The sequence below is a fragment of the Cognaticolwellia mytili genome (assembly GCF_002104475.1).
GTDB lineage: Bacteria > Pseudomonadota > Gammaproteobacteria > Enterobacterales > Alteromonadaceae > Cognaticolwellia > Cognaticolwellia mytili.
In genome coordinates, this window is record NZ_NBOF01000001.1 from 857033 (window position 1) to 873008 (window position 15976).

The following is a 15976-nucleotide window of genomic DNA, read 5'->3' on the forward strand; positions in this document are numbered from 1 at the left end:
TTAGTAATAAATAGAATAAATTTAAGGATTAAGATGCCTAGAAGAACCAAAATTGTTGCGACTTTAGGTCCAGCAACTGACGATAGAAAGATATTAAAACAAGTACTAGCAGCCGGTGTAAATGTTGTTAGATTAAACTTCTCTCATGGTATCCCACAAGATCATATTGACCGCGCGACAGCTGTTCGTGAAATATCACAAGAGCTTGGTGTTTATGTTGGTATTTTAGGTGATTTACAAGGCCCTAAAATTCGGGTTTCAACCTTTAAAAATGGCCCTATTAAGTTAGCTATTGGCGACAAGTTTGAACTAGATGCAAACTTAGCTAAAGGCGAAGGTTGCCAAGAAAAAGTAGGCATTGATTATAAGAAATTACCACAAGATGTTATTGCTGGTGACATTTTATTACTTGACGATGGCCGCGTACAATTGCGAGTACTTAAAACGGAAGGTCAATCGGTATTTACTGAAGTCACTGTTGGCGGACCTTTGTCCAATAACAAAGGCATTAATCGTCAAGGTGGTGGTTTAACGGCTCCTGCTCTTACCGCTAAAGATAAAGAAGATATTAAGCTTGCCGCTAAAATCGATGTCGACTTTCTTGCTGTATCTTTCCCGCGTGATGCTGCTGATATGCGCGAAGCTCGCTTACTTGCTCAAGAAGCCGGTTGTGATGCTCGTTTAGTTTCAAAAATTGAACGAGCTGAAGCGGTAAATGACGATAAGGTTTTAGACGGTATCATTCTTGCCTCCGACGTTGTTATGGTTGCTCGTGGTGATTTAGGTGTCGAGATTGGTGACGCCGCTTTAGTTGGTAAACAAAAGCATATTATTGCTCGTAGTCGTCAGTTAAACCGTGTGGTTATTACCGCAACTCAAATGATGGAAACCATGATTGAGCAACCAATGCCTACACGTGCAGAAGTGATGGATGTTGCCAATGCGGTCTTAGATGGCACTGATGCCGTCATGCTATCTGCGGAAACAGCGGCCGGTAAATACCCTGTTGAAACGGTCACAGCCATGGCAAATGTTTGTATTGGTGCAGAGCAACAAAGCTCAGTCACCACATCAAAGCACCGCGTTGAAATGACCTTTGCTGAAGTTTCTGAAACCATTGCGATGTCAGCTATGTATGCAGCAAACCATTTAGATGGCGTTAAAGCCATTATTGCTTTAACAGAGTCTGGCCACACTAGTAAAATCATGTCGCGAATTTCTTCTGGTTTACCAATCTATTCATTATCCCGCCATGCCAAAACATTAACTAAAACCGCTATTTATCGCGGCGTTTATCCTGTTTCTTTTGATTCTACAGGCATTGATAATGCTGAAGCGATGGCACAAGACGTTCTAGTTGCAGTAGCAAAAGACTCTGAATTAAGTGTTGGCGATAAAGTGATGTTCACTCACGGTGATTTAATGGAAACTGTTGGTGCAACCAATACGTTAAAGGTACTAACTTTAACTAAAAAGCATTTTGCTTAATCATTAAAAAATCAGATATATATTTGTTAAAAAAGGTAGCATCAAGCTACCTTTTTAATTTTTTAGTCAATTATATTAAGCAATTTACTTGTTAGAATTGTGCTAATTGTTATAGTCATTATTTATCAACCTGCCCCCCTAGGCAATAAGCACTTTATTTTCTTTAAAATCAATAACCTATGTGTTATTACAAAAATTTCTCAAAGATAAAAGTAACCGTATGTACCATCAATGTTTTATCCGATTGTCAAGGCGAGGCATTGATAAATAATAGTTTGTTTATCAATATCTTAATACAGATAATGGAACAAAAGCGCATGTTGAGTAATATTGCTTACCCAGAGTTCAGGTTCCTTACTAATAAAATAACCTAAATCTTAAACCGTTTATGTAACTTTTCGTATTTTTATGTTTTTTCTAGCTAAATTCAGGCTGTGACCTTTATACCTACTTTCAGCAATAGATTCTTTTTTGATACTCAAAGAGTAGAATGACAGAGGTTTATTTGTTGCTGATTGAATCAATATAAGTGACAGTGCTCGACTTGCATTAAAATAAACAGTTTTACTATAAAATTAATTCACCTTCAGATAAATGACTGTTATTTTAACTAAAGCTTTAAACTACTCCCCCTTAATGAGCAAATAAATATGACTATTCAACGGATTGGTATTTTAACCAGCGGTGGTGACGCCCCCGGCATGAATGCAGCAATTAGAGCAATTGTCGTTGCCGCCCATCATTACAAAATAGAAGTGTTTGGCTTTATTGCTGGTTTTAATGGCTTAATTGAAGACAACTTCATGCCACTAACACTTAAAAGCGTGGATAATATCATTCATAAAGGAGGGACGATATTAAAAAGTGCTCGCTGCCCCGCTATGCAAGAACCATTAGGCTTGGAGCAAGCTGCATCAACATTATTGAAAAACAAATTAGACGCACTCATTGTCATTGGCGGTGATGGCTCTTTTACCGGTTTGCTTGCGCTTAATGAGCACTGGCCAGGAAAGGTGATCGGTATTCCTGGTACCATTGATAATGATATTGATGGTACAGACTTCACTATAGGCTTTTCAACAGCGATTAATACCGCTATTGAAGCGATAGACAAAATACGTGATACCGCTGAAGCATTTGAACGTATTTTTATTGTTGAGCTCATGGGACGACATAGCGGCCACATTACCTTTAATGTTGGTATAGCGTGCGCCGCCGAACAGGTTATATCTTTTGAAAATTTTCCATCAAAAGGTAATGCTGTCGATAATGAAGCACACAAGCTTAAAGCGCTTGTGAAGGAAATTAAACAAGCACAAGCTGAACGACATGCAAGTTATATTATTGTTATTGCAGAAAACTTATGGCAAGGCGGTGCTTCAACTCTGGCTCAGCAATTACAAACAGTAGCTAACATTGATTGTACCGCTTGTATACTGGGTCATATTCAACGTGGCGGCTCACCGGTTGCTAAAGACCGAATTTTAGCAACAAAAATGGGCGTAGCAGCTGTGCAAGCGTTAATTGATGATCAATCAAGTATTATGATCGCCGAATGTAATAACACTATCACTCATGTGCCGTTATTTGTTGCGATACAACATCAACAAGGTGTTAGTGATAGTTTGATACAAGCACAAGAAAGTATTCTAGCATTAACAGCGCAGCGTCAGTGTTGATTTAGGTACTCGCTCAAATTAATCTAGCAGAGTAAGCAAATTGATTTAAACGCAGATAGAAAAGGACTTGCTTTGAATTGATAAATATTAGTATTTTTAAGTAGCCACCATGCTTAACTTACAATTAACTCGGCTGATATTAGAATAATTTGAATTTTCTAATATCAGCTTATGATGAGTTGCTGCCTTCATTAAACCATTGCTAATAACTCTTTCGCTTTACTCTCAGTTTCTTGAGTCACATTAGTAGATAAACTGACGACATTGCTAATACCACTTTCTACCTGTTGCGAAACGGTGGAAACATTTTCTGTATTTTTAGCAACCTCTGCGATTGTCATACTTTGTTCTTCAGCTGTAGCAGCTATTGCTTGTATCTTTTCAACCATAATATCAACACTACCAATGATATTATTCAATGATGATGCTGCTTCATTAGTCATATCAACACCCCGTTCAACTTTGGTCCCTCCGTCCGCCATCATGGTTACAGCTTGTTCCGTTTCTCGGCGTATTGATTCAACAGCCTCTTCTACTTCAGCGGTTGCATCAGTCGTTCTCTTTGCCAATTGGCGTACTTCATCAGCAACAACGGCAAAACCTCTACCTTGCTCCCCAGCTCTTGCCGCTTCAATTGCTGCATTAAGTGCCAACAAATTAGTTTGATCAGCAATGCTCTTAATGACACTTAAAATATCTTCAATTTCCTTACTTTGCGTACTTAAAGAAGTAATCGCTGATGAACTGCTATTAAACGCGTCCTTAATTGAAACCATTTGAACCAGTGTTTCTTTGACAATTGCGCCACCTGATTTCACTAACCTCAAAGCGGCTGATGAACTGTCCGAAGCATCAACACAATTATTCGCAACTTCTAGTGATGAGTTTGAAAGTTCTTCAATTGCTGTGGCTATCTGCTCTATCTGCGCTGTTTGATCGTTCACACCTGAGGCCATTGTCTGATTAGCAATCAAAATTTTTGTGGTTCCTTTAGAGGCTTCTGCCATTGAATCAGCTGTTTTTTTCACTAATTGCAATAATGAACCTGACATCTGGTTAATCGCCTTAGTCAAATCACTTAACTCATCATTACCCTTAACTTTTAACACTTCACCTGACATATCACCCTCAGCTATGCTTTTAGCTCGCGTTAATATGTTGTCTAAACGAGTTAGTAAGTTTCGGCTAAATATAACTGAACAAATAATACCAAGTAATAGTGATACCAACGTAATGAATATTAAAGTAGATTTTAGTGTTTCGACCAAGTTTGCTTCTTTTTCAATATCATTCTTAAGCAATTGATCTTGTGAGTTTTTCATTCTCTCTAGTGAAGATAAAATTTCTATGGCTCTTGGTGCAGCTTTAGTGCCCAGCCAATAATTGGCTGTATTCCAATCATCACGGCTACGCAAGTTAAACATTTGTGCCGGTAGATCGATAAATTCATTACGAACATTAATAAATTCCGTCCATGATTTATTCTGGCTAGGTGTAAATAGTAATACTTGATTTTCGTTAATAGTATCAACTCGTTGTTGATTTATCTGCCATTTGGCTTCAAATTTATTTTTAAAAACATCCTCACCTGATAATAAATAAGCACGAATATTAGCTGTGCCCACGGCAAAAGAGCCTCGAATGTCAGCAAGATTTTTAAGTAGTGACTTCCTAGCCGTTGTCGCTTCTAAAAAGCTTTCTTCATCGATAATATTAGTAATATGGGTAAGCATTTGGTCCGCTCTTGGTGCGGCATCGGTGAGCAGTAACTGATAAGAAGCAATATTACGATCCGTATGTGAAATACTTTCTATTTCTTGCTGAGCAATTTTAAATGCTTCAAGCGCTAATTTAATATCTTGTAAATGTTTAACATTAGTAGGATCTGTCCAGCTTTTTGCAAGAATATCGAACTCTTTAATCGCCTTTTCAATCGCAATCCAAGCTGACTTTCTGGCTTCTTTCATCGCTAGCGCTTTTTTTGGGTCATTGCCCAAAATAATATAACCACGTAAACCGGCAAGTGACTGATTGACGCCATTAATAACGTCTTTACCTAGAAGTACTGTTTTCATACGTAAATTGATAACTTGGTCTTGTATTTCTTCGTTATCATCAATAAGTGAATAAGTAACTACAGCAGATATAATCATAAGTACTAGAATTATGCCAAATGAAAACCCTAATTTTTTTCCAATGGTTAAAATCATCCATTTACTCCTAATATCAATATCATTCCATTTTCCTTTTAATAAACTAGCTTTACTATTGTAGGTATTACCTCATAACAGCTTGAGTTAAAGCTTCCATTGATGTCACCGTATATGTGGTCTAGTTGAAATTTTTATTCACTCGTTAAATCAAACAAGTAGCTATCAAAAATCATTATCTATTGCTAAATGTTTTCGATATTAATAACAGTTTAGTGCAAAAAAATAAATTATTGCCACTAACAGTAAATTAGCAATTAAAAAGAGTTTCATTGGTTAACTAGACTTATCAGTTAACTTAACTTGCTGTTGTGCAAAAAATTGAATCAAAAAGTCAATTAATAAACGTAGCTTTTTCGAGCTGGCAGCCCCTGGGGGGAAAACACCAAAAACATTGATTGCCTTTAACTGATAATCATCTAACACAGATTGTAAGCGCCCAGCTTTAATTTTTGGCCAAGCATCATAGGTTGGAATACGTCCTAAACCTTGTCCTCCTTCAACAAATGCGGTGCGTGCTGAAGCATTATTAGTTGCTATGGCCCCCTTAACTTCAATGGTATGAGATCGCCCTGCTTTTTCTAATATCAGTTTATTACTGGTTAATTTATAAATAACCCAAGTGTGTTCAACTAATTCACTTGGTGTTGTTGGCCGACCATAACGCTCAAAATAATCCGGCGAACCGCATAAGCATGTTTCTAACACCGCTAGTTTTCTGGCCTGTAAATTTGAATCGGCTAATGGCGCGCCTCGTATAGCAAGATCAATACCTTCTTTGACAATATTAACCACTTCATCAGTTAACATTAGGTCGAGTTCAATTTTGGGGTACAACTTCCGAAACTTATCCAATGCCGGTACTATCGTATGTAACCCAACGCTGACCGGACAAGTAATTTTTAGCAACCCTTCAGGTTCATTTTTCACATTTTCGATTTGCTGGTTAGCCGCACTTGCTTGCTCAGCAATAATTCTGCAACGTTGATAATAATCACTACCAGCTTGCGTTAACATAATAGAGCGCGTGGAACGATTTAAGAGCGTAATACCTAACTGTTTTTCAAGTTTTTTAATGTGATAACTAACAACGGCTCGTGAAAGTCCAATATGCTTAGCCGCGGCACTAAAACTTCCTTGTTCAACCACTTGAGAAAAAACCACCATACTTTTTAGCTGTTCAAAAGAAATATCCACTTACATCACCTTTATCAAAACGAGTTTATTCAAAAATAAACATTTGCACTCTATTGTATCAATAATTAGAACAAAGTTATCAAATTAATCTGCATTGTATTAAAACTGTATAGGCATATAATATTTCCCATAGACTGAAGTCATCAAGCAATGACATCAATAAGTACGATAATAAAATTGCATAGGAAAATTAAAATGAATGCGACAAAAAGACAAAACACGCAAGTATTAATGGTATTAACCTCGCACGATAAACTAGGTAATACTGGCGAAAAAACAGGCTTTTGGTTAGAAGAATTTGCCGCGCCTTATTATCAATTAATTGATGCCGGTTTTACCGTAACATTGGCTTCGCCATTAGGCGGACAACCACCATTAGATCCTAAAAGTGCTGAAGCAGACTTTCAAACTGATGCAACTCGCCGTTTTGAAAGTGATGAACAAAGCCAGCAAGTATTGGCAACAACGACAAAATTAAACCTTATTGATGCTAATGAATACGCTGCCGTTTTCTATCCTGGCGGTCATGGTCCACTTTGGGATTTAACTGACAACCAAGACTCAATCAACTTGATCTCAGCATTTATCGAGCAAAACAAACCTGTAGCCGTTGTTTGTCATGCCACAGCAGTATTACTTAAGGTAAAAGACAGTAACGGTACTGCGATAGTTAAAGGCAAAAAAATTGCAGGTTTCACTAACAGTGAAGAAGATGCAGTACAGCTAACGAACATCGTGCCATTTTTACTTGAAGATGAGTTAATTAAGCAAGGTGCTGACTATCATAAAGGTCAGGATTGGGCACCGTTTGCTGTTGAAGATGGCTTAATCATCAGTGGTCAAAACCCTGCAAGCTCTAGTGAAGTAGCTAACCGTTTGATCAACAAACTAGCGTAAAAATTAATACGAGAAAACAAATAACCTAGCAGAAAATCATTGTATAAATTTATCTGCTAGGTTTGATTAATCATTAAGCCATTATTTGGAATAATTAAATGACCTCGAACGCAAATACCGATTTAAATCTTTCTTCAATATTACAACAAAATAAACAAAAAAATCGCCAGTTTACCTTAGCTTCTCGCCCTGTCGGCGCACCTACGGCAGAAAATTTTAGTTTAGTTGAAACAGCAATTCCATTACCAAGCCAAGGTGAAGTCTTACTACGAACGGTTTACCTCTCATTAGACCCTTACATGCGTGGCCGTATGAGTGATGCAAAATCATATGCAGAGCCGGTAGCCATTGGTGAAGTAATGGTTGGCGGTGCAGTGTGTCGAGTGGAAGAGTCACGTAATGACAATTTTCAAGTTGGCGATTTAGTAGTTGCTTATACCGGCTGGCAAGATTATGCCATTTCAGATGGCGTAGAGTTGTTAAAATTACCAAAAGAGTTGACGTCACCGTCATATGCCCTTGGCGTATTGGGTATGCCAGGATTAACAGCATATATGGGCTTGCTTGACATTGGCGCGCCTAAAGCAGGTGAAACTGTTGTGGTTGCAGCAGCCAGTGGCGCAGTAGGCAGTTTAGTAGGTCAAATTGCTAAATTACAAGGTTGCCGCGTTATTGGTATTGCTGGTAGCGAAGAAAAGTGTCATTACGTGACGGACACCTTAGGTTTTGATGTTTGTGTGAATCATAAAAGTAGCAATTTAGCACAACAATTGGCCGAACAATGTCCTGATGGTATTGATGTATATTTTGAGAACGTTGGCGGCGCAGTATTTGACGCTGTTATGCCATTACTAAATGCCTGTGCACGTGTGCCGCTATGTGGATTAATTTCACAATACAATGCCACTGAGCTGCCAACAGGACCAGATAGATTATCATCACTAATGGGATTATTACTGGTTAAGCGCATAAAAATGCAAGGTTTTATCGTATTTGATGACTATGGTCATCGTTATAACGAATTTAGCCAAGCGATGGGCCAGTGGCTTGCTGAAGGAAAAATTATTCACCGTGAGGATAAAGTAATAGGTTTAGAGCAAGCATCTAATGCTTTCATCGGCTTATTAAAAGGTGAAAACTTCGGTAAACTTGTGGTTGAAGTAGGTCCTTTAGAGTTAACTTAATACGGTTTTAACCGTTAAGTGCTAACGCCAGAGACAAAAAAAGGTAAACACATTGTTTACCTTTTATATGTTCATTTCATAACATTATGATAACACTACGGCACGAATGCTAAGCAACTAAACCGCTATGCAACTACAGCCTTTTTCACTTTATCTTTATAACTGCGGCTAACTTTCAATTCTTTGCCGTTAGACATTACTAAATAGTATTCACCATTTAGTTGGCTGCAAAATTTATCAATGTAGTTTTTATTTACGATGGTAGAGCGATGACTACGCAAGAACTGTCGAGGATCTAATACTTCCTCTAGTTGTTTCATGGTTTTACGTAGAATATGAGTACTGCTTTGTGTATGCACGCACATATAATCACCAGCGGCATCAATCCATAAGATATCTTTTACTGGCACCCTGCTAACTTCGCCGGCATCTTTAATCGCTAATACGTCAGAATAACTAGAAATACTAACAGGTTCATTGTTGTCTAACTCTTGTAGTATTTTGTCACAATCATTTCCGGTAACGTCACTAACTAAGCGCACTAGTTTAGACTTATGAATGGCGTTCACTTCACTACTAAGACTTTGTCTGATTTTATCTAAGGTTTGTGCTAAACGCTGATCATCAGCTGGTTTAAGCAAGTAATCTTGTGCGTGTACTTCAAATGCTTGCATGGCATATTGATCAAATGCAGTAACAAATACCACCATTGGTAGTTGCAAGCCTTGTTCAACAATTGCTTCAACCACTTCAAAACCATTTAAACCCGGCATTTGAATATCAAGAAAAATAAGATCAGGCTGATAGGCACGAACAGCTTCTAATGCTTCTCGGCCATTAGTACATTGCGCGATAATATCGATATCTTTGTGATCTTCAAGACGAACCACTAAGCCTTTTCTTGCTAGTGGCTCATCGTCAACAATAACTGTTGTGAGCTTTTTGCTCATATCTTGCTTCCAATGTCGTATGGCATTCGTATACTTATCTTAACACCAGTAGGTACATTGTTGGCAACAACTAATGAAAAATCATCCTGATAGAGTGCATGCAGTCGTTCTCGTGTATTGACCAAACCGACACCATTTTCTCTGAATAAGTTACCATTAGTTATTTCCGCTCCGGGACCATTATCGGACAGCTCAATCAATAAATCATTACCGAAACGGTGTACCGAAACATTGATTTCCCCACCTTCCTCTTGTACAGCAATAGCGTGTTTAATCGAATTTTCAGCTAAAGGTTGCAATATCATGCTAGGTACCAATGCTAAGTTACAATCACTAGCAATATTAAAACTAACTTGCAAACGTTCTTCAAAGCGCACCTTTTCAATATCTAGATACAGCCTTAAGGCCTGTAGTTCATTATCAAGCGTTACTTTCTTCATTGGGTCTTTATCTAATGAATAACGCAAAAATTCACTTAATTTTGTTACCATACCATTCGCTGTTTTGTTTTCTTTAACCAGAATAAGTGTCGATATTGCGTTTAAAGTATTAAACAGAAAATGAGGGTTTAACTGATAGCGCAACATTTTTAATTGAGCTTGATGGGCAACAGTATTCGCACGTAATACATTTTGCTTTTCTTTTTGTAACATTTGATAGTATTTAGTACCAAAGTACAGTCCACTCCAACTAAGAATAATGAAAAAAGATAGCAAACTATTTTTGGTATAAAAAAGAATGAAGTCTGGACGGTAACCGTGTTTATATATTTCCCAATAATTAATATTTTTAATAATTTGCCAAAACACACCGGTACAATATGAGGTGAGTATCACTACAATGGCAATTTTTAACGGAGTAAAATTCCAGATGCGACGATAGATATATCTAAGCGGAATGGTAAACAACCAACCCGCGTAAGCATTAAGCAAAATAATTACTAAAAAGATATCACGCAAATCATGTAGCAATGAACCTAAGTAATGTACCAAGGCAAAACCACACCAACCAGCGGTATGCACCAACCAGAATAAGCGATTTCTATTTTCTATAAATTCTTTCCAATTCACACATGACAGCCAGTAAACTCTATTAAGCTAATTATGCGCTATGCAAGTCATTCTCGCACTACCACTAATCGTAAGATTTCAGCACCTTATCTCATTTACTTTATAACAATATCTGTCTCAGGATGTTGCTTTGCCAGTAGTAAAAACTGTTTATTTGCTAATTCCTTGTATTTTTCACCCTGACATTTATGAAACTTAAAAAGATACCATAACCCATTAATAATTAATGACAAAATATAGTAACACGTAACCATCTTGGCGATGATTTCACGTGGAAAAGTCATCATTTGTTCTAGATTGTCGACAATTTCAGAATGATTTGCTTGCTGGTTATCGGGACAAATATCACTACTACTTCGCGAGTATTGCTGACGATTTTGCTCAGCCGTGTACTGCGTTATCACCCACTTAGTTTTACTGACTTCAATTTCATTAACTGCCATCATCATACCCAATTCATACTCAATCGGGGCAATACAAGCGCATTCGAAATCAATCAATTGGTAACGAAAGTCAGCATTATTAGTGGTGCTATTTTCGAGCTTAATTACGTTGCTGAAGTTTACATCACCATGACAAAACACCTCATTACTCTGCCCTACTTCTTGTCTTATTTGAGTAAGTTCTTTCAACACTGATTCAGTTGTTGCCATTAAACAATTAATTTCAGTTAACGACATTTGCTGGTTTAAAACATCCGGTTGTTGATTTGATAACTCTTGAAATAACTGCGAGATAGTTTGCTCTATTTCTAAGCGTGGAAGAACTGAAGCAGAATGATTTGCTAAAGTATTAGCAGACTTGGTATTTGTGATTTGGCTAGTGAAGTTGTTAGAAGAAAAAGGTAACCAATGACATTTCGTCAGTAATGATAATATAACCGTTAATTGTTCATCTTCACTAAGTTGAGTATTTTCCAATAGCTCGCCAGAGAGGAACTCACTGATCAACCAATCATCTTCAGCGTAAATAAGCTTGGGAGCAACACCACTATCAGCTGCAAGCTTATTTGCTAAAATTTCAGTAGCACCACTTGTGATATGCTTAGCAAAATACTGATGTTCATCAACCTGTACACGAAAACATGACTGACTTAGCCCTGAATCAATAACTGCTACACTGTTAATGCTTCTACTGGCAAAACAAGGCAATAAACATAAATTTTTTATAAGCGGCTTATATTGCTCATAAACATCTGAAGTTAAGTCAGTCACCATTTCAGTACGTACTCATCAGTAATACCATCGTAAGCAGTACCATTAAACTTCTCTTTTAGCCGAGAACGGGCGAAATATCACTGTCGTTCACAGCGCTTTGTTGCTGCTGTAAATACAGTTTACGCCACTGCCAATAACCGTAACTTGCTAATATCACATAACAAGCGAATAAAGCAGCTGTTGGAGTTAAGCCTTTCTCGATATAGAGATAAATTGAAACAACATCGATAACGACAAAATAAAGCCAATTTTCTAACACCTTCTGTGTTAATAAATAAGTCGCAAATATCGCAAATACGGTTGTCGCGCTATCAAGATACGGAAAATGTGTTGGTGTATATGTCGCCATTAACCAACCTAATACGATTGACAGTACTGACAGAGCAAGAATCATGACGCTATGACGTTGCAGCGTCCATTGGCTATAAAGCAGTTCTTTACTGTTGGTTCTGGGCGCTAAAGTATCATTATTTTCGAGATTACTAGCAACAGTATTTTTACGCCAGCATAACCAACCATACACCGCCATTAATAAATAATAGAGCTGTAATGCACTGTCCATCCATAAATATACATCATAAAAAATAACGGTATATAACACGGTACTTAGTATTGCTGCCGGCCAGCACCAAAGGTTACCTTTTGCTGCTAAAACCACGTATAGCAGTGAAGCGACTACTGCAATAAGCTCTAATACTGGTAGTGTTGTGAAATAAGTAACAATTTCAGTAGTGGCACTGATTGAGCTTGCCATTACGACTCTGCTTCAACAACTGAGCGATCACCGCCAATAAACTTACAAACAAATACTGCAGCATTTAAGGTCTGATGTACGTGCTTTATTTCAGCCATTACATGACTTGTAGCTAAGTCATAATCACCAAAAACCTGTGTACTCATACCATTAGTAACAACATTTAGTCCTTCCACTAAACGTAAACGTTTAATAAAAGCCCAAATTTCAGTTTTAAATTTTTCTTCTGCTAATGGATATAAACTAATTTCAATTGATATTTTCATATCGATACTCTTGGTAAATTTTATTTATTAATAAAGCACTTTACTCAAAGTCATTTGAGTAAAGTGCTGTTTAATGTTCTACGTTATTAAAAATTATAATCTAGTGTCACACCAACTTGTCTTGGCGCGCCATAGCGCAAATACTTTTTAGCAGCCCAACCTTGATCAGGTTCATTACCAAAGAAAAAGCCACGCGTTGCAACTTTTTCATCGGTTATGTTCCTTGCCCACAATGATATCGACCAATCATTAATCTCATAGCCAACTTTTGCATTAAGTAAGTTTGAACTCGCCGATTTTTCAGCATGACTATCAGAGAAATAAAACTCATCTTTGCCTGACCAGTTTATATTAGCAATAAATCCTGCATCATTGCGATAAGTTGTCCCTAAACTAAAAGTGTAATTAGGGGCATGTGCAAGCTCTCGGCCTGAAATATCAATACTGGTGCCGTACTTATCCATATACGCATAATCATCGTAAGTCGCTTTCAAATAACCGATGGTAGAGTCTATTGATAAATTATTAGTGACCTGATAATTTAGCTCTAACTCTAATCCATAGCTATTTGAGCTCGTTGCATTGGCTGTATATATTGTAAACTGCTGAGGTTTATCAGGATTTTGCTGTGAGGCATTAACTTGTTGGTCTTTTCTATCCATATAAAATATAGCTAAACGACTAGTTAATGCACTGTCTAACATAGTAGATTTAAGCCCTAATTCATAATTCATTAACGTTTCAGTATCAAACTCTTTAAATTGACTTAATTGTTCTGGTAAACCCATATTAAAACCGCCAGCTTTATAGCCTCGGGCTATTCTAATATAAGCAGCGTGTTGACTGTTAATCGCTTTACTTAATGCGATATGACCGCCCCACATAGTTTCAGAAGGATCGAACTCATCTCCTGCACTGTCTGAATATTCAGTTTTGCGTTTTTCGACTCTAAGCCCAACCGAAAGTTGATGACCATAATCTAAGATACTATCCAGCTGTGTGAATATAGCGTAATTATTAGCTGAATATGTCGAGTCTAGAATTTCATCTGGCCAACCATTATACGATGAATCTAAATCATTACTTTCGTCTAGTTTACTAATATAAGCACCTAGTAACCACGCGGTTGTATTGGAGAAAATGCGTGATGAGTCATTAGAAGTTAACCTAAATTCTTGCGACCAAACATCACGGTCAGCCTGTTTATCCCACAAATAACTATATTCACATGGAACAGCACCGTCATCATCTTCGCAAGACTTGCTTGCCCAGTAATCAGTATTTGCCCAATCACCATCATAAGCATGTTGATGTTTAGTGGTGGTATAGCTACTGATTGCCGTTAGCTGTGCAAAAGATAACCCGTCATAAGTAAACTTTAGTGCTGAGCCGTGAGATTTTTGTTTATCAACACCAGGATCATCGGTAATGGTATTAAAACCATTGTTATCAAGTGTCCACGCATCAAAACCATTATCGTTATCTGCAAACAAATAGGTAAAGTCTACCGTTAGATCATCAGTGGCGATATAACGTAATTTAAACTTACCTGAAAACTCATCAATAGCGTTGGTGTCATCTCTACTTAAATATGTATTGTCTCTATAACCATTTTGTTGGTGCTGCTCTAGTGAAATACGATAACTAAGTTTGTCGTTAATTGCTCCTGAGCTGTAACCTGCAATATCAATTAAGTCATCATTGCCTAGACTTGCTTTGAATCCATACTCTGGTGTTTGGCTTGGATCATTTGATTTAATATACACTAAGCCTGCTAAAGCATTTGCACCAAAACGAGCTCCCTGTGGACCTCTCAATACTTCCACTTGTTGTACGTCGTACATCGAAGCAGCCATACCTAAACCAGAAAGATCGATATCATCAACAATAAAGCCTACTGATGAGTTCGGTGCACCTCGATATTCAGAACGTTCACCGACACCTCTAATTTGCAAATATTTAGGACGAGACGTACCGCCAGAGAAATTTAGATTTGCAACGCTACTGATCAACTCTTCAAAATGCTGAATAGCTTGATCATCAATTTTTTGCTGGTCAATAACGGCAATACTAGTAGGAACTTGAGCTAAAGACTGTTTAGTAAAGCTTGAGCTTACAGTGATATGCTCAAGCTCATCTGCGGTATTATTTTGTGAAAAGCTGTTAAAAGATGCTAAGTAGGTGGTAATTGCTATTGAAATAGCAGATTTAGAAATTTTCATTATGATCTCATAAATTCGGTCAAGAATACGTTATGGGATCCGGCATGGAGAAGTTAGATAGCTGTTCACTGGCAATCTGTAGAATTGTCATTGTCAGCATACGCTAAACGGCAAAAGACAATTTTACAGAATGGTATGCAATTAGCGTAACCATTCCTACGCCGGTACTATCCGGTTCAGGTTCTAAGGGTTCGCTATGTCACATTCATTAATGACAGCGCATCTCAGCCTTTAAATCGTTGTCGATTTTAAGGCACCCCTTGGTTTCGGTGTGCATACTAACAATATTTATTTAAAAGTACAGCGTAAACATTTAATTTTACGCTATAAGTTATATTTGGTTTTTAGATTAAGGTTTTAATTACTTATTCAGCGTTTAGACTATTTAGGATTTAGCATACGCCCTAATGGCTGACCACCAATTAAATGCATATGGATGTGGTAAACCTCTTGGCCGCCGTGCTTATTACAGTTCATGATCAAACGGTAACCATCCTCTGCAATGCCCTCTTCTTTGGCTAGCTTTCTCGCTACTGTAAACATACGACCTATGGTGAGTTCGTCTTCTTCTTCAATATCATTAACCGTTGGAATAAGTTTATTCGGTACAATCAAAATATGACTTTTCGCTTGCGGGGTAATATCACGAAAAGCACTTACAAGTTCATCTTGAAAAAGTAATGGTGCAGGGATTTCTTGGCGAATAATCTTGGAAAATATTGTTTCTTCTGGAGTGTTGTTATCAGCCATGGTTTAGCCTTTATATGATCATTGGTATTTACTTGATAGTTTAACGATTGTTAAGCGAATGACAACGAAAAATGCCATTCGCTTTAATAATA

13 protein-coding genes and 1 riboswitch are annotated in these 15976 nt (G+C 37.5%); of the genes, 4 read left to right on the top strand and 9 right to left on the bottom strand.

Translation table 11 applies throughout. From position 1 onward, the window contains the following. The first annotated feature begins 33 nt into the window (after window positions 1-33). A complete protein-coding gene (pyk, locus tag B7C41_RS03625) occupies window positions 34-1488 on the top strand; it encodes a pyruvate kinase (protein ID WP_085297423.1) in 1455 nt (484 codons plus the stop codon). A 650-nt stretch (window positions 1489-2138) separates the two neighbouring features. Next, window positions 2139-3167 (top strand): ATP-dependent 6-phosphofructokinase, encoded by a 1029-nt coding sequence (locus tag B7C41_RS03630; protein ID WP_085297424.1) that lies wholly within the window; start codon window positions 2139-2141, stop codon window positions 3165-3167. 191 nt (window positions 3168-3358) lie between these two features. Here B7C41_RS03630 and B7C41_RS03635 read toward each other — a convergent pair whose 3' ends face one another. After that, a complete protein-coding gene (locus tag B7C41_RS03635; protein ID WP_085297425.1) occupies window positions 3359-5377 on the bottom strand; it encodes a HAMP domain-containing methyl-accepting chemotaxis protein in 2019 nt (672 codons plus the stop codon). A 276-nt stretch (window positions 5378-5653) separates the two neighbouring features. After that, window positions 5654-6574 (bottom strand): LysR family transcriptional regulator, encoded by a 921-nt coding sequence (locus tag B7C41_RS03640; protein WP_085297426.1) that lies wholly within the window; start codon window positions 6572-6574, stop codon window positions 5654-5656. 195 nt (window positions 6575-6769) lie between these two features. On the opposite strand from B7C41_RS03640, the gene B7C41_RS03645 reads away from it, so the two are divergent. Further along, window positions 6770-7471 carry a type 1 glutamine amidotransferase domain-containing protein gene (locus B7C41_RS03645; RefSeq protein ID WP_085297427.1) on the top strand — a complete coding sequence of 234 codons (702 nt, stop codon included), beginning with the start codon at window positions 6770-6772 and terminating at the stop codon, window positions 7469-7471. 98 nt (window positions 7472-7569) lie between these two features. Then, window positions 7570-8655: an NADP-dependent oxidoreductase gene (locus B7C41_RS03650; RefSeq protein ID WP_085297428.1), complete on the top strand. Its 1086-nt coding sequence runs from the start codon at window positions 7570-7572 to the stop codon at window positions 8653-8655. Between the two features lie 125 nt (window positions 8656-8780). Here the strand turns inward: B7C41_RS03650 and B7C41_RS03655 are convergent, their stop codons facing one another. From B7C41_RS03655 to B7C41_RS03685, 7 genes are all read right to left on the bottom strand, one after another. Then, a complete protein-coding gene (locus B7C41_RS03655) occupies window positions 8781-9605 on the bottom strand; it encodes a LytR/AlgR family response regulator transcription factor (protein WP_085297429.1) in 825 nt (274 codons plus the stop codon). Then, complete coding sequence (locus B7C41_RS03660; protein ID WP_085297430.1) at window positions 9602-10675, bottom strand: sensor histidine kinase; 1074 nt, start codon at window positions 10673-10675, stop codon at window positions 9602-9604. The genes B7C41_RS03655 and B7C41_RS03660 overlap by 4 nt, the downstream gene beginning before the upstream one ends. Window positions 10676-10770: 95 nt before the next feature. Next, a complete protein-coding gene (locus tag B7C41_RS03665; protein WP_085297431.1) occupies window positions 10771-11892 on the bottom strand; it encodes a phosphotransferase in 1122 nt (373 codons plus the stop codon). Between the two features lie 55 nt (window positions 11893-11947). Then, window positions 11948-12646: a nicotinamide riboside transporter PnuC gene (gene pnuC / locus B7C41_RS03670; protein ID WP_085297432.1), complete on the bottom strand. Its 699-nt coding sequence runs from the start codon at window positions 12644-12646 to the stop codon at window positions 11948-11950. Next, window positions 12646-12912: a hypothetical protein gene (locus tag B7C41_RS03675; RefSeq protein WP_085297433.1), complete on the bottom strand. Its 267-nt coding sequence runs from the start codon at window positions 12910-12912 to the stop codon at window positions 12646-12648. Before B7C41_RS03675 ends, pnuC begins: the two co-directional genes overlap by 1 nt. A gap of 86 nt (window positions 12913-12998) precedes the next feature. Beyond that, window positions 12999-15134 (bottom strand): TonB-dependent receptor, encoded by a 2136-nt coding sequence (locus B7C41_RS03680; protein ID WP_085297434.1) that lies wholly within the window; start codon window positions 15132-15134, stop codon window positions 12999-13001. A gap of 136 nt (window positions 15135-15270) precedes the next feature. Next, a riboswitch (TPP riboswitch) is annotated at window positions 15271-15405 on the bottom strand. Between the two features lie 110 nt (window positions 15406-15515). Next, complete coding sequence (locus tag B7C41_RS03685; protein WP_085297435.1) at window positions 15516-15884, bottom strand: HIT domain-containing protein; 369 nt, start codon at window positions 15882-15884, stop codon at window positions 15516-15518. Window positions 15885-15976 lie beyond the last annotated feature (92 nt).

Excerpts from the sequence above, each read along its gene's own strand:
- B7C41_RS03680 (WP_085297434.1), bottom strand. The coding sequence starts at position 15,134 with ATGAAAATTTCTAAATCTGCTATTTCAATAGCAATTACCACCTACTTA.
- B7C41_RS03630 (WP_085297424.1), top strand. The coding sequence starts at position 2,139 with ATGACTATTCAACGGATTGGTATTTTAACCAGCGGTGGTGACGCCCCC.
- B7C41_RS03635 (WP_085297425.1), bottom strand. The coding sequence starts at position 5,377 with ATGATTTTAACCATTGGAAAAAAATTAGGGTTTTCATTTGGCATAATT.
- B7C41_RS03685 (WP_085297435.1), bottom strand. The coding sequence starts at position 15,884 with ATGGCTGATAACAACACTCCAGAAGAAACAATATTTTCCAAGATTATT.
- B7C41_RS03665 (WP_085297431.1), bottom strand. The coding sequence starts at position 11,892 with ATGGTGACTGACTTAACTTCAGATGTTTATGAGCAATATAAGCCGCTT.
- B7C41_RS03675 (WP_085297433.1), bottom strand. The coding sequence starts at position 12,912 with ATGAAAATATCAATTGAAATTAGTTTATATCCATTAGCAGAAGAAAAA.
- B7C41_RS03650 (WP_085297428.1), top strand. The coding sequence starts at position 7,570 with ATGACCTCGAACGCAAATACCGATTTAAATCTTTCTTCAATATTACAA.
- pnuC (WP_085297432.1), bottom strand. The coding sequence starts at position 12,646 with ATGGCAAGCTCAATCAGTGCCACTACTGAAATTGTTACTTATTTCACA.
- B7C41_RS03655 (WP_085297429.1), bottom strand. The coding sequence starts at position 9,605 with ATGAGCAAAAAGCTCACAACAGTTATTGTTGACGATGAGCCACTAGCA.
- pyk (WP_085297423.1), top strand. The coding sequence starts at position 34 with ATGCCTAGAAGAACCAAAATTGTTGCGACTTTAGGTCCAGCAACTGAC.
- B7C41_RS03645 (WP_085297427.1), top strand. The coding sequence starts at position 6,770 with ATGAATGCGACAAAAAGACAAAACACGCAAGTATTAATGGTATTAACC.